17 protein-coding genes are annotated in these 18,466 nt (G+C 71.4%); 10 read left to right on the forward strand and 7 right to left on the reverse strand.

Going from position 1 to position 18,466, the window contains the following annotated elements; all coding sequences use genetic code 11:
• Positions 1-156 precede the first annotated feature (156 nt).
• Positions 157-981 carry an RNA methyltransferase gene (locus ACFP2T_RS07145; RefSeq protein ID WP_377419927.1) on the forward strand — a complete coding sequence of 275 codons (825 nt, stop codon included), beginning with the start codon at positions 157-159 and terminating at the stop codon, positions 979-981.
• Positions 982-1,044: 63 nt separating this feature from the next.
• Here the strand turns inward: ACFP2T_RS07145 and ACFP2T_RS07150 are convergent, their stop codons facing one another.
• Positions 1,045-3,159, reverse strand: a complete 2,115-nt coding sequence (locus ACFP2T_RS07150; protein WP_377418824.1) for an MMPL family transporter — start codon at positions 3,157-3,159, stop codon at positions 1,045-1,047.
• A gap of 210 nt (positions 3,160-3,369) precedes the next feature.
• On the opposite strand from ACFP2T_RS07150, the gene ACFP2T_RS07155 reads away from it, so the two are divergent.
• Together ACFP2T_RS07155 and ACFP2T_RS07160 are read left to right on the forward strand one after the other, a co-directional pair.
• The gene (locus tag ACFP2T_RS07155; protein WP_377418827.1) at positions 3,370-4,680 is read left to right on the forward strand and encodes a sensor histidine kinase; all 1,311 of its coding nucleotides are present in this window, start codon (positions 3,370-3,372) and stop codon (positions 4,678-4,680) included.
• Positions 4,632-5,276 (forward strand): response regulator, encoded by a 645-nt coding sequence (locus ACFP2T_RS07160; protein WP_377418829.1) that lies wholly within the window; start codon positions 4,632-4,634, stop codon positions 5,274-5,276. Before ACFP2T_RS07155 ends, ACFP2T_RS07160 begins: the two co-directional genes overlap by 49 nt.
• A 106-nt stretch (positions 5,277-5,382) precedes the next feature.
• Here ACFP2T_RS07160 and ACFP2T_RS07165 read toward each other — a convergent pair whose 3' ends face one another.
• A complete protein-coding gene (locus tag ACFP2T_RS07165; protein WP_377418832.1) occupies positions 5,383-5,718 on the reverse strand; it encodes a winged helix-turn-helix transcriptional regulator in 336 nt (111 codons plus the stop codon).
• 141 nt (positions 5,719-5,859) lie between these two features.
• On the opposite strand from ACFP2T_RS07165, the gene ACFP2T_RS07170 reads away from it, so the two are divergent.
• From ACFP2T_RS07170 to ACFP2T_RS07180, 3 genes are all read left to right on the forward strand, one after another.
• Entirely contained in the window at positions 5,860-6,756 is an 897-nt protein-coding gene (locus tag ACFP2T_RS07170) for an alpha/beta hydrolase (RefSeq protein WP_377418835.1), read from the forward strand.
• Between the two features lie 178 nt (positions 6,757-6,934).
• A complete protein-coding gene (locus ACFP2T_RS07175; protein WP_377418838.1) occupies positions 6,935-8,140 on the forward strand; it encodes a cytochrome P450 in 1,206 nt (401 codons plus the stop codon).
• Positions 8,137-8,364, forward strand: coding sequence for a ferredoxin (locus tag ACFP2T_RS07180; protein WP_377418841.1), 228 nt, complete (start codon positions 8,137-8,139; stop codon positions 8,362-8,364). Before ACFP2T_RS07175 ends, ACFP2T_RS07180 begins: the two co-directional genes overlap by 4 nt.
• Before the next feature lie 60 nt (positions 8,365-8,424).
• Here ACFP2T_RS07180 and ACFP2T_RS07185 read toward each other — a convergent pair whose 3' ends face one another.
• Entirely contained in the window at positions 8,425-9,276 is an 852-nt protein-coding gene (locus ACFP2T_RS07185; RefSeq protein WP_377418844.1) for an alpha/beta fold hydrolase, read from the reverse strand.
• Between the two features lie 229 nt (positions 9,277-9,505).
• Between ACFP2T_RS07185 and ACFP2T_RS07190 the strand changes: the two genes are divergently transcribed.
• The 4 genes from ACFP2T_RS07190 to ACFP2T_RS07205 all read left to right on the forward strand — a co-directional run bounded on the left by ACFP2T_RS07190 (position 9,506) and on the right by ACFP2T_RS07205 (position 12,824).
• The gene (locus ACFP2T_RS07190; protein WP_377418847.1) at positions 9,506-10,273 is read left to right on the forward strand and encodes an alpha/beta fold hydrolase; all 768 of its coding nucleotides are present in this window, start codon (positions 9,506-9,508) and stop codon (positions 10,271-10,273) included.
• Between the two features lie 112 nt (positions 10,274-10,385).
• Complete coding sequence (locus ACFP2T_RS07195; RefSeq protein WP_377418850.1) at positions 10,386-11,042, forward strand: adenylate kinase family protein; 657 nt, start codon at positions 10,386-10,388, stop codon at positions 11,040-11,042.
• 98 nt (positions 11,043-11,140) lie between these two features.
• Positions 11,141-11,905 (forward strand): alpha/beta fold hydrolase, encoded by a 765-nt coding sequence (locus tag ACFP2T_RS07200; protein WP_377418853.1) that lies wholly within the window; start codon positions 11,141-11,143, stop codon positions 11,903-11,905.
• 121 nt (positions 11,906-12,026) lie between these two features.
• Complete coding sequence (locus ACFP2T_RS07205; protein WP_377418856.1) at positions 12,027-12,824, forward strand: aminoglycoside adenylyltransferase domain-containing protein; 798 nt, start codon at positions 12,027-12,029, stop codon at positions 12,822-12,824.
• 93 nt (positions 12,825-12,917) lie between these two features.
• Here ACFP2T_RS07205 and ACFP2T_RS07210 read toward each other — a convergent pair whose 3' ends face one another.
• From ACFP2T_RS07210 to mmsA, 4 genes are all read right to left on the reverse strand, one after another.
• On the reverse strand, positions 12,918-14,753 hold the full coding sequence (locus tag ACFP2T_RS07210; RefSeq protein WP_377418859.1) for a glycoside hydrolase family 15 protein: 1,836 nt from the start codon (positions 14,751-14,753) through the stop codon (positions 12,918-12,920).
• Positions 14,754-14,811: 58 nt separating this feature from the next.
• Positions 14,812-15,288: a hypothetical protein gene (locus ACFP2T_RS07215; RefSeq protein ID WP_377418862.1), complete on the reverse strand. Its 477-nt coding sequence runs from the start codon at positions 15,286-15,288 to the stop codon at positions 14,812-14,814.
• A 270-nt stretch (positions 15,289-15,558) separates the two neighbouring features.
• The gene (mmsB, locus tag ACFP2T_RS07220; RefSeq protein WP_377418865.1) at positions 15,559-16,821 is read right to left on the reverse strand and encodes a multiple monosaccharide ABC transporter permease; all 1,263 of its coding nucleotides are present in this window, start codon (positions 16,819-16,821) and stop codon (positions 15,559-15,561) included.
• 6 nt (positions 16,822-16,827) lie between these two features.
• Entirely contained in the window at positions 16,828-18,417 is a 1,590-nt protein-coding gene (gene mmsA / locus ACFP2T_RS07225; protein ID WP_377418868.1) for a multiple monosaccharide ABC transporter ATP-binding protein, read from the reverse strand.
• Positions 18,418-18,466: the final 49 nt, after the last annotated feature.

Below are 18,466 nucleotides of genomic sequence, written 5' to 3' on the forward strand. Positions count from 1 at the left end.
CGCCGGACTCCCGCCCGGCCGCCAGGTCGGGCGGTATATCGTCGCCCGGTGACTGCGGACAGCCCCAGCCGCGGCCCGGAACGCCGGTCCGGGGCATCCTCCGGACGGGCCGGGACGGCCGACCGGGGCGGCCCGGCAAGGGCGGCGAAGAAGACCCTGCGGGTCAGCACCCGGAACGCGAATTTCCAGCAGTGGCTGGCCCTGTTGACCAACCGCACCAAACGGCAGCGGGCCGGTGAGTTCCTCGTCCAGGGGGTCCGGCCGATCACCCTGGCCGTGCGGCGGGGTTGGCCGATCCACGCCCTGCTCCACGTCGACGGCGCGCCGCTGTCCCGGTGGGCGGAGGAACTGCTCGACCAGGTGCCGACCACCCGGGTCGGGATGGCACCCGAACTCCTCGCGGAACTCGGCGGCAAGGACGACGGGCTGCCCGAGCTGGTCGCCGTCGTCGGGCTGCCGCCAGACCGGCTGGACCGGATCCCGACCGGGCCGGAGACGCTGGTGGTCGTCTTCGACCGCCCCACGGCACCGGGCAACATCGGCACGCTGGTCCGCTCGGCCGACGCCTTCGGCGCCGCCGGGGTGATCGTCGTCGGACACGCCGCCGACCCGTACGACCCGAGGGCGGTCCGGGCCAGCACCGGCTCGCTCTTCGCGGTGCCCGTGGTCCGGACCGGGTCCCACCGGGAGGTGGTCGAGTGGGTCGAGACGCTGCGCGGGCAGGGGTCGCCCGTCCAGATCGTCGGCACCGACGAGGGCGGTGAGGTGGAGATCGCCGAACACGATCTCACCGGGCCGACGCTGTTGCTGATCGGCAACGAGACACACGGGCTGAGCAGCGCGTGGCGCCAGGCCTGCGACCGGATGCTCCGGATCCCGATCGTCGGGTCGGCGAGTTCGCTCAACGCCGCGACCGCGGGCACCGTCGCGCTGTACGAGGTGGCCCGGCAGCGTCGTACCCGACCGTCGCCGCCCGGCTGACCGCCCCGGGTACGGGGAACGGTCGGCGGGGCGGCGACGGCGCTGCCGATTGCCGGGCTGGCGTCAGCGTGCCGTCCCGGCCCGGGCCAGGGGTGGCGACACCGGTTCGGTCGTCGTCCGGTCCGGCCTGCCGGGCCACCAGGTGCCGGGCCCGACGTGCAGGGCCAGGGCCGGGATGAGCAGGCTGCGCACCAGGAACGTGTCGATCAGGACACCGACGGCGATGATGACGCCGGTCTGCACCGACGGCACCAACGGCAGCACGCCGAGCGCGGCGAAGGTGGTCGCGAGCACCACACCGGCGCTGGTGACCACTCCGCCGGTGACGGTGAGGGCGTGCAGGACCCCCCGCCGGTGCCCCAGCACGGCGACCTCCTCCCGGGCCCGGGTCATCAGGAAGATGGTGTAGTCGACCCCGAGGGCGACGAGGAACAGGAACGCCTGCAACGGGATGCCGACCCACAGCCTCGGATGCCCCAGCGCGTCGAGGACCAGGCCGGCGGCGCCCAGCGCGGCGACGTACGACACCACGACGCTGATCATCAGCAGCAGTGGTGCCACCAGCGCGCGGAGCAACAGCACCAGGATGAGGAAGACGACCAGCAGGATCAACGGCATCACCACCCGGTTGTCCCGGTTGGTGACCTCCTCGGTGTCCAGTTGGAACGCGGTCTCCCCGGCAACCAGGGCGTCGGCGTCGGGCACCGTCGCGAGCGCGTCGCGCAGCCGGTCAACGCTCTCCATGGCCGCCCGGGAGCCCGGGTCGTCGGCCAGGACCGCCGGGACCCGTACCCACCGTCCGTCGGCCGAGCTCTCCGGCTCGCCGACCTCCGCGATCCCGTCGACCGCCCCGGCCACCCGTACCACCTGGTCCGTGCTGCCGGCGTTGGCCAGGATCTCGGCCGGGGCGATCGTGCCCGCCGCCCAGTGCGTCTCGATCATGCGCTGCCCGGTGACCGAGCCGACCTCCTTGGTGAAGAACTCGTCCCCGGGCAGGCCGATGCTGAGGTTGCCGATGCCGAGGGTGAGCGCGCCGAGCGCGACGAGGGTACCGATCCAGGTCGTCCGGGGACGCCGGCCGACGAAGCCGGCCACCCTGGCCCAGCCGCGGTGGTCCTCGGCCACGTCGTGCGCGGCCCGGTCGGCCGAGTACCGCGGCACGAACGGCCAGAACAGCCACCGGCCGAAGAGTACGAGCACCGCCGGCAGCAGCGTGGTCATCGCGATCAGGGTCGCGGCGATCCCGACCGCCCCGACCGGGCCGAGGCCCCGGGTCCCGGGCAGTTGCGCGGCGAGCAGGCACAGCAGCCCGGCCACCACGGTGGCGGCGGAGGCGCAGATCGCGGGGAGCGAGCGGCGCATGGCCAACCCCATCGCCTCGTGGCGGTCCCGGTGCCGCCGCAACTCCTCGCGGTACCGGGCAATGATCAACAGCGCGTAGTCCACCCCGACCCCGAAGACCAGCACGGTCAGGATGTTCTGGCTCTGCAGGTCGACGACGAGCCCGCCGTGCCTGGCGAGCAGATACACGACGGCGCTGGCCAGCTGGCTGGCCACCCCGGCGGTGATCAACGGAATGAGCCAGAGCACCGGACTGCGATAGGTGATCAGCAACAACAGCGCCACCGCGCCGATCGTGGCCAGCAGCAGGGTGTGGTCCATCCCACCGAACGCGTCGAACATGTCGTCGTCGGCCCCGGCGGACCCGGTCAGCGCGGTCCGCAACCCGTCGGGCACCCCGTCCGCCAACTGGTCCTTGAGCTCGCCGACGGCCGCCGACTGCGCGTCGCCGTCACCGGCGAGGGGAAAGGAGAGCAGCAGCGCCTGGCCGTCCTCGCTGGGCGCCTCGGGTGGCACCACACCACCGTCGGCGTACCGGGCGAACGCCGCCCGGTCGGTCGCGGCCTTCGTCCGGTCCGCGTCGGTGAGGCCGGCCTCCCTGGCGTACACGACGACCGCCACCAGACCGTCCGGCTCCGGAAACGCCGCCTCGGCCCGCTCAGCCGCCCGGCTCGTCTCGGCCCCGCCGGGCAGGGCGCCCAGGTTGTCGTTGTTCTGCACCTCGGTCAGCTGGAGTGCGAGCGGGCCGACCAGTGCCGCGACAACGACCCACAGGGCCAGCATCGCGAACTTGGCGCGCCGGCCGGATGGTATTCCGGCCAATCGGTGCCTGGACATGACGCGTTCCTCCCGGAACCTGGTAGGGCTGCTTGGTGACCGGTGGAAACCCCCGGCCGCTGGTGACCGCTGGAACTCCCGGCCGCTGGTGGCCACGGTCACGCCATCGATCCAACGGGCTCGCAGCACCGGCAGCAGGGGTGGCACGTCCCCAACAGGGGTGGTCGTAGCACTACAGATCCGGACCGACAGATCCACCAGAATGGGCCCATGGACAGCTCCCTCGCCGAACGGCTACGACAGCTACGACCGTGGTTCCGCCGCCGCCTCATCGACGGCGGCCAGGCGCTGCTGCTGGCCGTGCTCTCGGTCAGCGCCAACATCGTGCTGTTGGTGCTGTCGGTGCTGGCGCTCGTCTTCACCCTGCTCGGCGCCGGCCTGTTCGCCTTTCCGGCGGTGACACTCGCGGTACGCGATCTCGCCAACCTCAACCGGCGGCTCGCCGGGCGGTGGACCGGGGAGGAGATCCCGGTCCCGTACCGACCGGAACCGGCCGGGGCCGGCCTCTGGGGCCGCTACCGGTGGATGATCACCGACCCGGCGACCTGGCGGGACCTGCTCTGGCTGCTGGTGTCGATCCCGGTCGGCCTGGTGCTGGGACTGCTCCCGCTCTGCCTGGTGGTCTACGGCCTGGAGGGCCTCCTCGGCCTGCCGGTCCTGCTCTGGTCACTCGACATCTGGTACGGGTACGGCGTGACCTGGCCGATCGACAATGCCTTCGAGGCGGTGCTCGCGGTGCCGCAGGGCGGGTTGGTGCTGTTCCTCGGCGGGCTCCTGGGCCAGCGCCTCCAGCAGCTGCACGCCGGGTTCATCCGGGCGCTGCTGGCTCCGACCCCGAAGGCGATGCTGAGACAGCGGGTACAGCGGCTCACCGAGACCCGCTCCGACGCAATGGACGCGCAGGCCGCCGAACTGCGCCGGATCGAACGTGACCTGCACGACGGCGCCCAGGCCCGGCTGGTGGCCCTGAGCATGAACATCGGGCTGGCCGAGGCGCTGATGGCCCGGGATCCCGAGGCAGCCCAGCGGCTGATGGCGGAGGCCCGGGAGGCCAGCGGCGAGGCCCTGGGCGAGCTGCGCGACCTCGTCCGGGGCATCCATCCTCCGGTGCTCGCCGAACGTGGGCTGGACGGCGCGGTCCGGGCCCTCGCCCTGAAACTGCCGCTCATCATCGACGTCGAGGCCGACCTGCCGGGCCGGCCACAGGCCCCGGTCGAGTCGGCGGCCTACTTCGCGGTGGCCGAACTGCTGGCCAACGTCGCCAAGCACAGTCACGCGGACCACGCCTGGGTACGGCTGAGCCACGGCGAGGGACGACTCGTCATGGTGGTCGCGGACAGCGGCCTCGGCGGTGCCGACCCGGCGGCCGGTAGTGGCCTGCGGGGGATCGAACGACGACTCGCCGCCTTTGATGGCACGATGTTCGTGGCCAGCCCGCCCGGCGGGCCCACGACCGTGACCATGGAGCTGCCGTGCGAGTTGTCATCGCCGAAGACCTCGCCCTACTCAGAGACGGGATAACTCGACTGCTCCAGGCGTTCGACTTCGAGGTCGTCGCGGCCGTCGACAACGGACCGGCGCTGCTGCCGGCGCTGATCGAGCACCGGCCCGACGTGGCGGTGGTCGACGTACGGCTGCCGCCCACCTTCACCGACGAGGGTCTGCAGGCGGCGATCCAGGCCCGTGCGCGGATCCCCGGGCTGCCGGTCCTGGTCCTCTCCCAGCACGTCGAACAGCTCTACGCCCGCGAGCTGCTGGCCGACCGCAGCGGCGCGATCGGCTACCTGCTCAAGGACCGGGTCTCCAACGTCAGCCAGTTCGTCGACGCGGTACGCCGGGTCGCCGCCGGCGGCACCGTGATGGACCCGGAGGTGATCGGTCAACTTCTGGCCAAGAATGCCGGCGCCCAGCCGTTGCACGCCCTCACCGCGCGGGAACGCGAGGTCCTCGGCCTGATGGCGGAGGGCCGCTCGAACGCGGCGATCGCGGGCCGGCTCTTCGTCACCGAGAAGGCCGTCAGCAAGCACATCAACAGCATCTTCAGCAAGCTGGGCATGCCACCCTCGGACGACGACAACCGTCGGGTCCTGGCCGTCCTCACCTACCTGAACGCCTGAACGCCTGACCGCCCGCCCCGACCGACCAACGGACCGACGGACCGACGGGCCGACGGATCGACGGATCGACGGATCGACCGGCGAGGGTGACCGGACCGCGCCGGGGTCAACGGCGGTCGCCGTGCTCCGCCGCCCAGGCACAGATCGCGGCCAACGGCTCCTGGAGGGTCTTGCCCAGCTCGGTCAGCGCGTACTCGACGTGCTGGGGCGCGGTGTCCTTGAGAACCCGCCGCTCGACCAGGCCGTCCGACTCCATCCCCCGCAGTGTCTCGGTCAGCACCTTCTGGGTGATGCCCGGCAGGCGTCGACGCAGTTCGGAGTGCCGCTGCGCGCCGGCCAGCAGCGCGTAGACCACCAGCACCCGCCACTTGGCGGCGAGCCGCTCCAGGGCCTGCCGGGTGGTGCAGCTCTCCTCCAGCACATCCGGAACGACCAGAGCCATCGCGTCTCTCCCCCGTCGGGTCGTACGCCCCGGGTCCCGGGTGGATGGGCACCGCGAAGTGCCCTCTGGTCGGCGGTCGGGACCCGACCTAGCGTCGTGCCAACGATAACCCCGACCCCTGTTCCCGCCGCGAGGAGCGACATGTCTGACGGCCACACCGATCGGATCCGCACGGAGCGGGTCGAGTTCATCGCCGACGGAATCACACTGGTCGGCACACTGCGGCTGCCGGACGCCGACCGGGCACTGCCCGCGATCGCGCTCACCGGCCCGCTGACCGGGGTCAAGGACCAGGTCGCCGGGCTCTACGCGGAACGCCTCGCCCGGTCCGGGTTCGCCACCCTCGCCTTCGACCACCGGGGTTTCGGCGAGAGCGGCGGGCGGCAGGGGCATGAGGACAGCCAGGGCAAGCTGGCCGACCTGCGGGCCGCGGTGACGGTGCTCGCGTCCCGGAGCGAGGTGGACCCGGGCCGGATCGGACTGGTCGGGATATGCCTCGGCGGCGGGTACGCGGTGCGGGCCGCTGCCGGCGATCCCCGGGTACGGGCGGTGGCCGGCATCGCCGGGGCGTACAACAGTCCCGCCTGGTTCGCCCGGCGGATGGGCGTCGAGGCGTACCGGGGTGCGCTGGGGTCCTTCGTCGACCGGTACGACGAGTACCTGCCGGCGGTGGCTCCGGACGGGGGCGAGGCGGCGATGGGCGGCGACGAGCCGTACGCCTACTACGGCACCGGGCGGTCCGCGTCCGCGCACTGGCGTAACCGGGTGACCCGGGGATCCCTGCACGCCCTGATGACCTTCGACGTGCTCGGTGCCGCCGATCTGCTGGGGGCCACCCCGCTGCTGGTGGTGCACGGCAGGGTGGACGACTACTGCGCGCCGGAACTCGCCGCCGAGCTGCATCGGCGGGCCACCGGCGAGAAGGAGATCGTCTGGCTGGACTGCGACCGGCACATCGATCTGTACGACGTCGAGCCGTACGTCGACCGGGCGGTCGAGGCCACCGTGGACTTCCTGCGCCGCCGGCTGAGCCGATGACGGTCCGACCGATCATCCACAGTGCCCAATGGTATTGATCAGCATAATTCGCTACTATCCGCCATCAGTGCCTTACTCGGTGCAGGTGGCCCGATCAGGCTGATCGTCATCGGTCATGGCGGTCACCGCCGGCCGTCGCGCCGCCGACCACGCCCGCCTTCTGACGGAGGGATTCGTGATGACGGACAGCCGGCAGGTGACCGCCCGACCGTACCCGTTCGCCGCTCCCGACCGACTCAACCTCGACCCGCACTACGCGCAGCTGCGCCGGGACGAACCACTGTCCCGGGTGCAGCTACCGTTCGGCGAGGAGGCCTGGCTCGCCACCCGCCACGAGGACGTCCGGGTCGTGATGGGTGACTCCCGGTTCAGCCGCGCCCTCAGCGTCGGCCGCGACGAGCCCCGGACCATCCCACGACAGCAGGACCTCGGCATGCTGCGGATGGATCCACCGGACCACACCCGGCTGCGGCGGTTGGTGGCGAAGGCGTTCACCGCGCGCCGGGTCGAACTGCTCCGCACCCGAGCCCAGCAGATCAGCGACGAGCTGGTGGACGAGATGGTGAAGACCGGTCCCCCGGCCGACCTGGTCGAGCAGTTCGCCACGCCGCTGCCGATCCAGGTCATCTGCGAACTGCTCGGGGTCCCGTTCGCCGACCGCGACAAGTTCCACACCTGGTCCGAGGCGATCGTCTCGACCACGTCGCTGAGTGCGGACCAGATCCAGAACTACCTGGAAAACCTCTGGGGCTACATCGGAGAGCTGGTCGCGGTGCGCCGCCGCGAGCCGATCGACGACCTGCTCGGCGCGATGGTGCGGGCCCGGGACGAGAACGAGGACCGGCTCACCGAGGAAGAGCTGGTGCAACTGGCCGGCGGGCTGCTCGCGGCGGGGCACGAGACGACGGTGACCCAGATCCCGAACTTCGTCTACGTGCTGCTGGAACATCCGGCGGAACTGGCCCGGCTGCGGGCCGATCCCGCTCTGGTGCCGTCCGCGGTGGAGGAGCTGATCCGGTACGTGCCGCTCGGCGTCGCCTCCGCCTTCCCCCGTTACGCGACGGAGGACATCGAGCTCGGCGGCGTCCTCGTCCGGGCCGGGGAGCCGGTGCTGCCCGCGGTCGGCTCGGCGAACCGGGACGGCGAGGTGTTCGCCGATCCGGACCGGCTCGACCTGGGTCGTGACCCGAACCCTCACGTGGGCTTCGGCCACGGGGTACACCACTGCGTCGGCGCGCAGCTCGCCCGGATGGAGTTGCAGGTGGCGATCCACACCCTGGTCACCCGGCTTCCCGGGCTGCGGCTGGCGGTGCCGGAACCGGAGCTGACCTGGAAGAGCGGGCTGCTCGTACGCGGCCTGGCCGCGCTACCGGTGACCTGGTGAGCACCACCTGGCGTGTCGGCGTCGACCCGCACCGCTGCATCGGAGCGGGCATCTGCGCCGGCACCGCGCCACAGTACTTCCACCTCGTCGAAGGGCTCTCGGCGCCGCTGGCCGAGACGGTCGCTCCGGCTGACCCCGTGATCGACGCCGCGGAGTCCTGCCCGGTCGAGGCGATCACGGTGCGGGACGCCAGCGACCACCGCCTCATCGCACCCGAGCCGTAGCCGCGAGCCGTACCCCGGGCCGGCGGAGCGCTCGGTCCGCTCCGCCGGCCCGGTCGGCAGTCAGGTCAGCGCGTCGACCGGGGTCTTGATGAACTCGAGCAGCGCCTGGTTGACCTCTTCGGCGTGCGTCCACGGGATGCCGTGCGGAGCGCCCTTCAGGGTCCGCAGTTGGCTGCCTGGCATCGCCGCGTGCATCCGCTGTCCGGTCACCGGGTACGGCAGGACCCGGTCCGCGTCGCCCTGGATGATCAGCGCCGGTACGTCGATCCGCGGCAGGTCCTGCCGGAAGTCGGTGAGCCAGGCGGGGATGCAGGCCACGGTGCCGGTCGGCGAGGCGTTGACCGCGATGTTCCAGCCGTTGCGGACGACCTCCTCGCTGACCGCCTTACCGAGGTTCTGGTCGACGTTGTAGAAGTCGTTCATGAACGACGTGAGGTACGCGGGCCGGTCCGCCATCGCGCTCTTGATGAAGCCGTCGAAGAGGCTCTGGTCCACCCCCTCCGGGTTGTCCTCGGTCTTGAGCAGGTACGGCGGGATCGGCGAGATGAAGATGGCCCGGCTCACCCGGGCGGACCCGTAGTTCGCGATGTACCGGGTGACCTCGCCGGTGCCCATCGAGTGTCCGACCAGCACGATGTCGGTGAGATCCAGCTCGTTGATCAGGATGCTGAGGTCGGCGGCGAAGGTGTCGTAGTCGTAGCCCACCGCCGGCTGGCTGGAGGTGCCGAACCCCCGCCGGTCGTAGGTGATCGTCCGGTAGCCCTCGTTCAGGAGGGCCGCGACCTGTTTCTCCCAGGCTGCGCCGCTGAGCGGGAAGCCGTGGACGAGCACCACCGGCTGCCCGGTGCCATGATCCTCGTAGTGCAGATCGATGGGCGCGGAGTTCTCCACGCCGACAGTCAGATAGGGCACCCGACCCTCCTCTTCCCCGTGTGTTCGCCCGGCAGGACGACGTCGCCTCGACCGGCAGCGTGATGTGACGGGAGCCCCTCCCGCCGATGCGGCAATTGCACGAATGGCGGCATTCGCCGGCCTGGCTCAGCGTATCGACTCCGTCCCGACCCCACCGGTGGGATGCGGATATTCTCGGTGCCGATATTCGGTGGTGAGGGCGGTCCCGGGCCGCCTATGGTGGCGCCCGATGACACTTGCCCATGATGACGAAGGTGACGGCCCCGCCGTCCTGCTGCTGCACTCCTCGGTCTGCGACCGGCGGATGTGGGACCCGCAGTGGTCCGCCCTGCTCGACGCCGGATACCGGGTACTGCGCTGCGACTTCCGTGGCTACGGTCAGACCCCGATGGCCGACCGTCCGTACACCGACGCCGAGGACGTACGCGACCTGCTGGATGCCCTCCGGATCGACCAGGTGGCACTGGTCGCCGCCTCGTACGGCGGAAAGGTCGGGCTCGAGATGGCCGCCAGGTGGCCGGATCGGGTGAGCACGCTGGCGCTGCTGTGCGCCGGGATGCCCGGACACCAGCCCAGCGCGGAGCTCCGGTCCTTCGGCGCCCGCGAGGACGTGCTGCTGGAGGCCGACGACGTCACCGGCGCCGTCGAGCTCAACGTGGACACCTGGCTCGGTCCGGAGGCCGACGACACGGTCCGGGACCGGGTCCGACAGATGCAGCGGCACGCCTTCGAGGTCCAACTCGCCGCCATCGAGGAATTTCCGGCACCCGAGCGCGACGAGATCGACCTCGGGAAGATCTCCGCACCCTGCCTCGCCGTCTCCGGCCGGTACGACCTGCCGGACTTCCGGCAGATCGCCGCCCGACTGCCCGAACTGCTGCCCGACGCCCGGCACCTCGAACTTCCCTGGGCCGGTCACCTGCCCAGCCTGGAACGGCCCGCCGAGGTCACCGCCCTGCTCATCGAGTTCCTGGCCGAAACCGCGCCGCCCCGGTAACCGGTCCTCACCGGTCCCTCGGGATACCCGAAGACCCGCCCCGGGGCCGCTGCCCTGCCGGACGGCGGACCGAGGCGGGTCGAAGGCCGCGACCCGTCGCTATGCTGCGCCGATGCGCCTGATCGTGCTGGGCCCACCTGGCTCTGACCGGCAGGACGTCGCCGCCGGCGTCGCCACCCGTCTCGGTGTCCCCACGATCAACCTGGCCGAACTGGTCCAGGCCGAGATACGGGCGCACAGCCCGGCCGCACAGCAGGCCGTGCGCCACATGAAGGCCGGTGAACTCGTACCGGACCGGCTGCTTCTCGCCATGGTCCGGGACCGCCTCACCCGGTCCGACGTCGCCGGTGGCTTCGTCCTCGACGGTTTCCCCAGCTACAAGGTTCCGGCGGTCTGGCTCGACGCCCTGCTCGCCGACCTCGGCACGGCCGTCGACTGGGCGATCGACCTGGTCCTGACCGACACCGAGGTCCTACGGCGGCTGTCCGGCCGCCGCGTCTGCCGGGGCTGTCACCGGATCTGGCACACCGGGTCCGCGCCGACCAGGCGCCCGGACGTCTGCGACCGTTGTGGCGGCGAGTTGTTCCGGCGCCACGACGACGACCCCGAGGCCATCACCGTCAATCTGGAGTCCTACCGGTCGGCCGTGGGACGCACGCTCGACCACTACCGCTCGCTGGGTAGGCTGCTGTCCATCGACGGGACGCCGTCAACAGCGGAAATCGTCGCCGAGGTTCAGGCCGGGGATCGGAACGGTGCCCCCACCTGACGGTGCCCTCCGACCGTCGCACTGACAAGGCGTTGGCCATCCAGAGACTCAATCTTGACCATGCCGGTCGGGATACCGTCGACGTCGGACCGGAGACCATGAATCGTCAGGACCGGGATCATCCGCCGGACCGGCGAGCGGCTGACCACGATCGCGGGGCGGCAGAGGCCACCCCGCTGGTCGTACTCGTGCACAGCCCGTCGGTCGGGCCGGCCACCTGGCAACCGGTCGCGACCGAACTGCGCGCCCGAGGGCGGGACGTGATCGTGCCGTCGCTGCTCGACGTCGGCGCGGAAGATCCGCCGTACTGGCCCCGGGTGGTGGACGCCGTCCGCGACGCGCTGTCGGAGACAGCGCCGGACCGGCCGGTGGTGCTGGTGGTGCACAGCAACGCCGGGCTGTTCGTGCCGGCGATCCGCACCGGGCTGGTGCAGCCGGTCGTCGGGTCGGTCTTCGTCGACGCCGCGCTGCCGGCCCGCGCCGGGGCGACCCCGGTCGTTCCGGACGAATATCTGGAGCTGCTCCGGGGCAAGGCCGATCCGAGTGGACGGCTGCCCCGGTGGACCGACTGGTTCGACGAGGCCGACGTCGCACCGATGTTCTCCGACCCGGCAATCCGGCGCACGATCGTCGAGGAGCAACCCCGGCTGCCACTGGCGTACTACGAGCAGTCGGTTCCGGTGGCGCCCGGCTGGGACGACCACCGCTGCGGATACGTCCTGTTCGGGCCGCCGTACGACCGTCTCGCCGCCGAGGCCGCCGAACGTGGCTGGCCGGTGCTGACCGTCCCCGGCCAGCACCTGCACCAGACCGTCGACCCCGACGCGGTCAGCACCGCGATCCTCCGGCTGGCCGCCGCCTGACCACCGTCGCCAAGCCGACCGGTCGACCGGACCGCCCGATCGGCGCCGCCCCGCCGGGCGAACTTTCCCGCCCGGCGAGGCGCGGGCACGCACCCCCGGCCGGGCATGGCAAGGTGTCGCGGTGACGTCGACGCTTCCGCCCGCCGAGACCGCCTACCTGGCAGCGGTACTGGACCGGCTGGCCGCCGTACTCGGGGATTCGCTTCTCGGGGTCTATCCGACCGGATCCCTCGCGCTCGACGGCTACGCGCCGGGACGCAGCGACATCGACCTGATCGCCGTGGTGGAACGCGCCGACCCTGTCGTACTGGAGAAGGTCGCCGCCCGGCTGTCCCACGACGCGCTGCCCTGCCCCGCGACCGGCCTGGAGTTCGTCCTGTACGAGCGGGCAGCGGTGGCCGCGTCCGGCACCGGGGCCGGTTTCGCCCTCAATCTGAACACCGGACGGGAACTACCGCCGAAGGTCGGCTTCGGCCCCGGCGACGAGGCGACCTTCTGGTACCCGATCGACCGCGCGATCAGCAGCCAGCAGGGTGTCGCGCTGCTCGGCCCAGCGCCCCGGACGCTGCTCGCGCCGACACCGTTCGCGGCGCTGCTGCCGGTGGTCGTCGAGTCGGTGGCGGCGCGCCTGCACGCGGACCTCGACCTCGGCGACAACGCCGTGCTCAACGGCTGCCGCTCGCTGCGGTTCGCCACCGAACGGCGGTGGTACCCGAAGCGGTCGGCAGCCGAGTGGGCGATCGGAGCCGTGCCGGAGTTCGGCCCGCTGATCGGCGCGGCGCTGCGCAGCTACGCCCGGGGGCGGACGGCCGGCAACAGCGTGGACGGTACGCAGGCGCGGGCCTTCCTCGCCGTCCTCCTCGGCCGACTCGATCAGCACCGGCACGCCTCGGCCACCGCCGCTCGCCGAGCTGACTAGCCCTGCACCGCCGAGCTGGCCAGCCCTGTACCGCCGAGCTGGCTAGCCCTGCCCCGGTGAGCGGCCGGACGGTACCCGCTGGTCGGCTCCGGCCTACCCGGACCGCCCTGACTGGGCCGACCGGATCGCGAGCGCGGCCTGGACGAGCGTCGCGTGGGTCAGGGTCTGCGGATAGTTGCCGAGGTGGGCACCGGTCACCGGATCCATCTCCTCGGCGTAGAGGCCGAGCGGACTCGCCCGGTCGAGGAGCGCCTGGAACAGCGCGACCGCCTCCGCCCGCCGTCCCGTGCTGGCGAGGGCCTGGGCGAGCCAGAACGAGCAGGGCAGAAAGGCGGCTTCGGAGCCGGGCAGCCCGTCGTGTCCGGGTGGATAGCGGTAGAGCAGCGGACCGCCCGCGCCGAGTTCGGCGCGGATCGCGTCGATGGTGCCGGCAACGCGGGGCGAGCCGGCGTCCTCGATGCCGAGGAGCGGCAGCACCAGCAGCGCCGCGTCGAGTTCCCCCGAGCCGTAGCTGCGGACATAGCTCGACCGTTCGGGATCGAAGCCGTTCGTACGGACGTCGACGCCGATCGCCTGCCGGGCGTCCTGCCAGCGTCGTCGCTGCCGGGCCCGGAGCGGGTGGGTCTCGGCGATCCGCAGCGCCCGGTCGAGGGCGAGCCAGCCCATCAGCTTGGAATGCACCTGGTGGCTGGCCTGGCGCAGCTCCCAGATGCCGGCGTCGGGTTCCCGCCAGCGACGGCTGACCACGTCGGCGAAGCCGCGTACCGCCCGCCAGGTCTCCGCGTCGAGGTGGTGTCCGGCCTGCACATACACCCAGACGGCGTCGACGACCCAGCCGTAGCCGTCGAGCTGGTGCTGGTTGGCGGCGTCGTTGCCGACCCGTACCGGCATGCTGTCGGCGTAGCCGATCCAGCCGTCGAGCTGCCGCTCCGCCGGCACGCGCAGACCGTTCAGGGTGAACAGCGCCGGCAGGCGGGGCCGCTGCAACCGACTGGCACGCAGCAGCCAGGCGAGGAAGCCCCGTGCCTGGTCGGGCTTGCCGACGCCGAGGAAGGCGGCGACCCCGATGCTGGCGTCGCGGGGCCAGACGTAGCGGTAGTCCCAGTTCCGTCCGCCGCCGAGCTGTTCCGGCAGCGAGGTGGTGGGCGCCGCGACCGGGGCCTGGGACGGCGAGTACGTCAACAGCCGCAGGGTGAGCAGGCTCCGCGTCACGGCCTCCCGGAAGGGCAGTTCCGGGTCCACCTCGGCGATCCAGGCCCGCCAGTGCTCCTCGTCGGCGCGCAGGAGTTCCCAGGCCACGGCCGGCTCGACGTCGATCAGTGGTTCCCGGTGGGCCGTGGCCAGCACGACGGTGAGCGGCCGTCCCGGGTAGACGGTCACCGAGGCCGGCCGCCCGGGGTCGACGGTCAACTCGGGCGCGCACGCCAGCGACACCGCGACGGCTCCCCACTCGCAGACGAGCAGGGACCGGCGGCGGCGTACCCGGGGTGCCCGGCGGCCGGTCCCGAGTCGGGGATCGAAGTCGACGACGGCCTCGATCGGGCCTCCCTCGGCCGTCAGCCGCCGCACGAGCAGGGTCGACGGCAGCAGCCGCCCGACGACCTCGGCCACCATCCCCTCGGTGAGGGTGAGCCGCCGATCGCCCACCGCCCAGGTCGTCCGTAGCGTGGCCGTGTGCTGCCGGTACCGCCGCGCGACGACCTCCGCCGGTCCGGCCGGGCCGATCCGGTACGTGCCCGCCTCCGGCCCCCCGACGAGCCGACCGAACAGGGACGCGCCGTCGAAGCGGGGTACGCACATCCAGTCGATCGCGCCGGTGCTGGCGACCAGGGCGGCAGTGCGGGTGTCCCCCAGCAGCCCGTAGTCCGCGATCGGCGGTGGCGTGGCGCCGGGCTCGGGGGCCGGGCCGGGGGTCACCGCGGTTTCCATCGTCGGCCGGAGGGTGCGACGGTGGCGCGACCTGTCGCAGCGCCGATGGCCACCCGGTTCACCGGGCCTGTAGGAGCAGTCCGAGCATGGTGCCGTAGAGGATGTGCACGGCTACCGTGACCACGGGGGTCTGGACACCGTAGTTGAGGGCGAGCAGGCCCGGCGGCTCGAGCACCGCCGTACTGGACGGGCCCGCCCGCGCCGAGGCCATCCGAGGGTGTACGCCCGGAAGCAGCGGCAGCAGCACCGTCAGCGCGATTCCGACGTGCAGTACCCCGAGCGCCGCCCCGAGCCACCAGGTGGCGCGGCCCAGCAGGGCGAACACCGCGGCGTAGCCGAGCGCGAACCCCTGACCCGCCAGGAGGTGGATGACGAACCCGGCCACCCGGGCCCGGTCGGGGTCCTCGGTGACCATGGTGCCGAGGATCAGCGGCAGGTCGACGCGGGTAAGCCCGGCGAGTTGCGCCGTGATCATCGCCGCGGTGAGCGTGGCCGTGGCCACCACGCCGAACAGTGCCCAACCGGCCCAGTCCATCTCAGCCGGGCTGCCGGCGGGCGGGCGCGCCCCGGGCCGGCGGGCCGGGTTCCGCGCTCGCCTGGGCAGGTCCCGGACCGGTCATCGGCCCTCCTCCCGGCTCTCGGATGGGGCCGTCGGACGTCGGGAAACCCGGAGCGAACGCGACCCCGCTGGTTCGTCCGGGTTTCAACCGTATGCTCCGTGGGCTCCGGGTGTCAGGCGGCTCGCCGCTGGGTCGACACCTTTACCGGAGGCTCCGACCCCATCACCGGGAGGCTCCGAACGGCTCTACCGGGAGGCTCCGGCGCGCCGCTTGGTCCACACGTCGAAGGCCACCGCCGCCAGCAGCACGGCACCCTTGACCAGCATCACCTGCTCGCTCGGCGCACCGATCAGCGACATGCCGTTGTTGATCACACCCATGATCAGGCCGCCGGTGATGGCACCGACCACCTTGCCGACGCCGCCCTGCACGGCGGCCCCACCGATGAACGCGGCCGCGATGGCGTCGAGTTCGAAGGCGTTGCCGGCGGTCGGTCCGGCCTGGTTGAGCCGGCCAGCGAAGATGACTCCGGCGAGCGCGGCCAGCACACCCATGTTGACGAAGATCCAGAAGATCACCGACTTGACCTTGACCCCGCTCAGGGTCGCGGCCTGGAGGTTGCCACCGACGGCGTAGATCTGCCGGCCGAACACGGCACGGCTGGTGACCAGCGAGTACGCCAGGATCAGCGCCGCGAGCAGCACCAGGACCCAGGGCAGGTTCTTGAACCGGGCAAGCTGCACGATCACGGTCATCACCACGACGGCGGCCGCAACGATCTTGAGCACGAACAGCGGCAGCGGCTCGACCGTCTGGTGGTAGCCGAGCCGGGCCATCCGGCCACGCCACTGCACCACTGCGAAACCGACCACGGCGGCGATCCCGACCAGCAGGCTGAACAGGTCCGCGCCGCCCAGCGGCCCGAGCCCGATGTTGCCGAGGTACCCCTCGGTGAAGCCATTGGCCAGGGTACGGACCGGGTCCGGGAACGGCCCGATGCCCTGGTTGCCGAGGACGGTGAGGGTGAGCGCCCGGAACAGCAGCATGCCGGCCAGGGTCACGATGAAGGCCGGAATTCCGAAGTAGGCGATCCAGAAGCCCTGCCAGGCGCCGATGAGCCCGCCGATGACGAGGGTGATCAGCAGGGCCAGCGGCCACGGCACGTCGTGTTCGACCATCAGCACCGCGGCGACGGCCCCGGTGACCGCCACCACCGAGCCGGCGGACAGGTCGATGTGCCCGGCGATGATGATCAGGATCATCCCGATCGCGAGGATCAGGATGTACGAGTTCTGCACGATGATGTTTGAGATGTTCTGCGGTTGCAGCAGGGCACCGTCGGTGAGCACCGAGAACAGCAGAACGATCAGCGCGAAGGCGACGTAGATGCCGCTCTGCCGCAGGTTCACCGGCAACCGGCGACCGGATCCGCCGGTCGCTGGCGACGGATCGCCCAGACCGGGCCCGCTCACCGCGAGATCGGCGTTGGTGGGTGCGGTGGCGCTCATCGAGGTCTACTCCTGTTCATTCGTCGTGTCGCTCCGGCCGGTCTCCGTACTCCGGCCGTTGGTGGTGTCGGTCTGACCCTTGGTCATGTACCGCATCAGACCCTCCTGGGTCGCGTCCTCCCGCGCCACCTCGGCGGTGACCCGACCGGCGGAGAGGGTGTAGATGCGGTCGCACAGACCCAGCAGCTCGGGCAGCTCCGAGGAGATGACCAGGACCGCCTTGCCCTCGTCGGCGAGCCGGTTGATGATCGAGTAGATCTCGTACTTGGCGCCGACGTCGATACCCCGGGTCGGCTCGTCCAGGATCAGCACGTCGGGGTTCGTGAAGATCCACTTCGACAGTACGACCTTCTGCTGGTTGCCGCCGCTGAGCTTGCCGGTCGTACTCAGCACGCTGGGCGCCTTGATGTTCATGCTGGTGCGGAACTCGTTGGCGACCTGGTACTCGCGGTTGTCGTCGACCCAGCCGCGCCGGGCCAGCTTGCCGAGGCCGGCCGCCGAGATGTTGCGCTTGATGTCCTCGATGAGGTTGAGACCGTACCGCTTGCGGTCCTCCGTGGCGTACGCGATGCCGTGCCGGATCGCGTCCCGCACCGACCGCACGCTGATCTCCGTACCGTTCTTGACCAGCCGGCCGCTGATGTTCGTGCCGTAGGAGCGGCCGAAGACGCTCATCGCCAGCTCGGTACGCCCGGCGCCCATCAACCCGGCGAGCCCGACGATCTCGCCCCGCCGCAGCGTGAGGTTGGCGTTCGACACCACCACCCGGCCGTGCTGGGTCGGGCTGTGCACCGTCCAGTCCTCGATCCGCAGGACCTCCTCGCCGATCCGGGGCTCCCGGGGCGGGAAACGGTGGTCGAGGTCCCGGCCGACCATCCCGGAGATGATCCGGTCCTCGGTCACCTCGTCGGTCCGCATGTCCAAGGTCTCGATCATCCGGCCGTCCCGCAGGATGCTGATCCGGTCCGCGATCGCCGCGATCTCGTTCAACTTGTGCGAGATGATCACGCAGGTGATGCCGTGGTCGCGCAGTCCTCGGAGCAGGTCGAGCAGGTGCGCCGAGTCCCGGTCGTTGAGCGCCGCCGTGGGCTCGTCGAGGATGAGCAGCCGGACGCGCTTGGCCAACGCCTTGGCGATCTCGACGAGCTGCTGCTTGCCGACCCCGATGTCGCTGACCGTGGTCACCGGGTTCTCCCACAGGCCGACCCGGGCGAGCAGCTCGGCGGCCTCGTGGTTGGTCTGGTTCCAGTCGATCAGACCCCGGGACGCCCGCTCGTTACCGAGGAAGATGTTCTCGGCGATCGACAGTTGCGGACAGAGCGCCAGCTCCTGGTGGATGATGACGATGCCACGCCGCTCGCTGTCCCGGATGTCGGAGAACTCGCACGCCTCGCCGTCGAAGGAGATCTCCCCCGAGTACGAGCCGTGCGGGTAGACCCCGGACAGCACCTTCATCAGGGTCGACTTTCCCGCGCCGTTCTCGCCGCAGATCGCGTGGATCTCCCCTCGGCGCACCGAGAGACTGACCTCCTGCAGTGCCCGTACCCCGGGGAAGGTCTTGGTGATGTCATGCATCCGCAGAATGTCGTCGGTCATGCCTTCGAATCGCCTCCGTGGTGCGAGGTGGGTGGTCGGCGGTGACGCG

Source organism: Plantactinospora solaniradicis (assembly GCF_042658085.1).
Taxonomy (GTDB): Bacteria; Actinomycetota; Actinomycetes; order Mycobacteriales; family Micromonosporaceae; genus Plantactinospora; species Plantactinospora solaniradicis.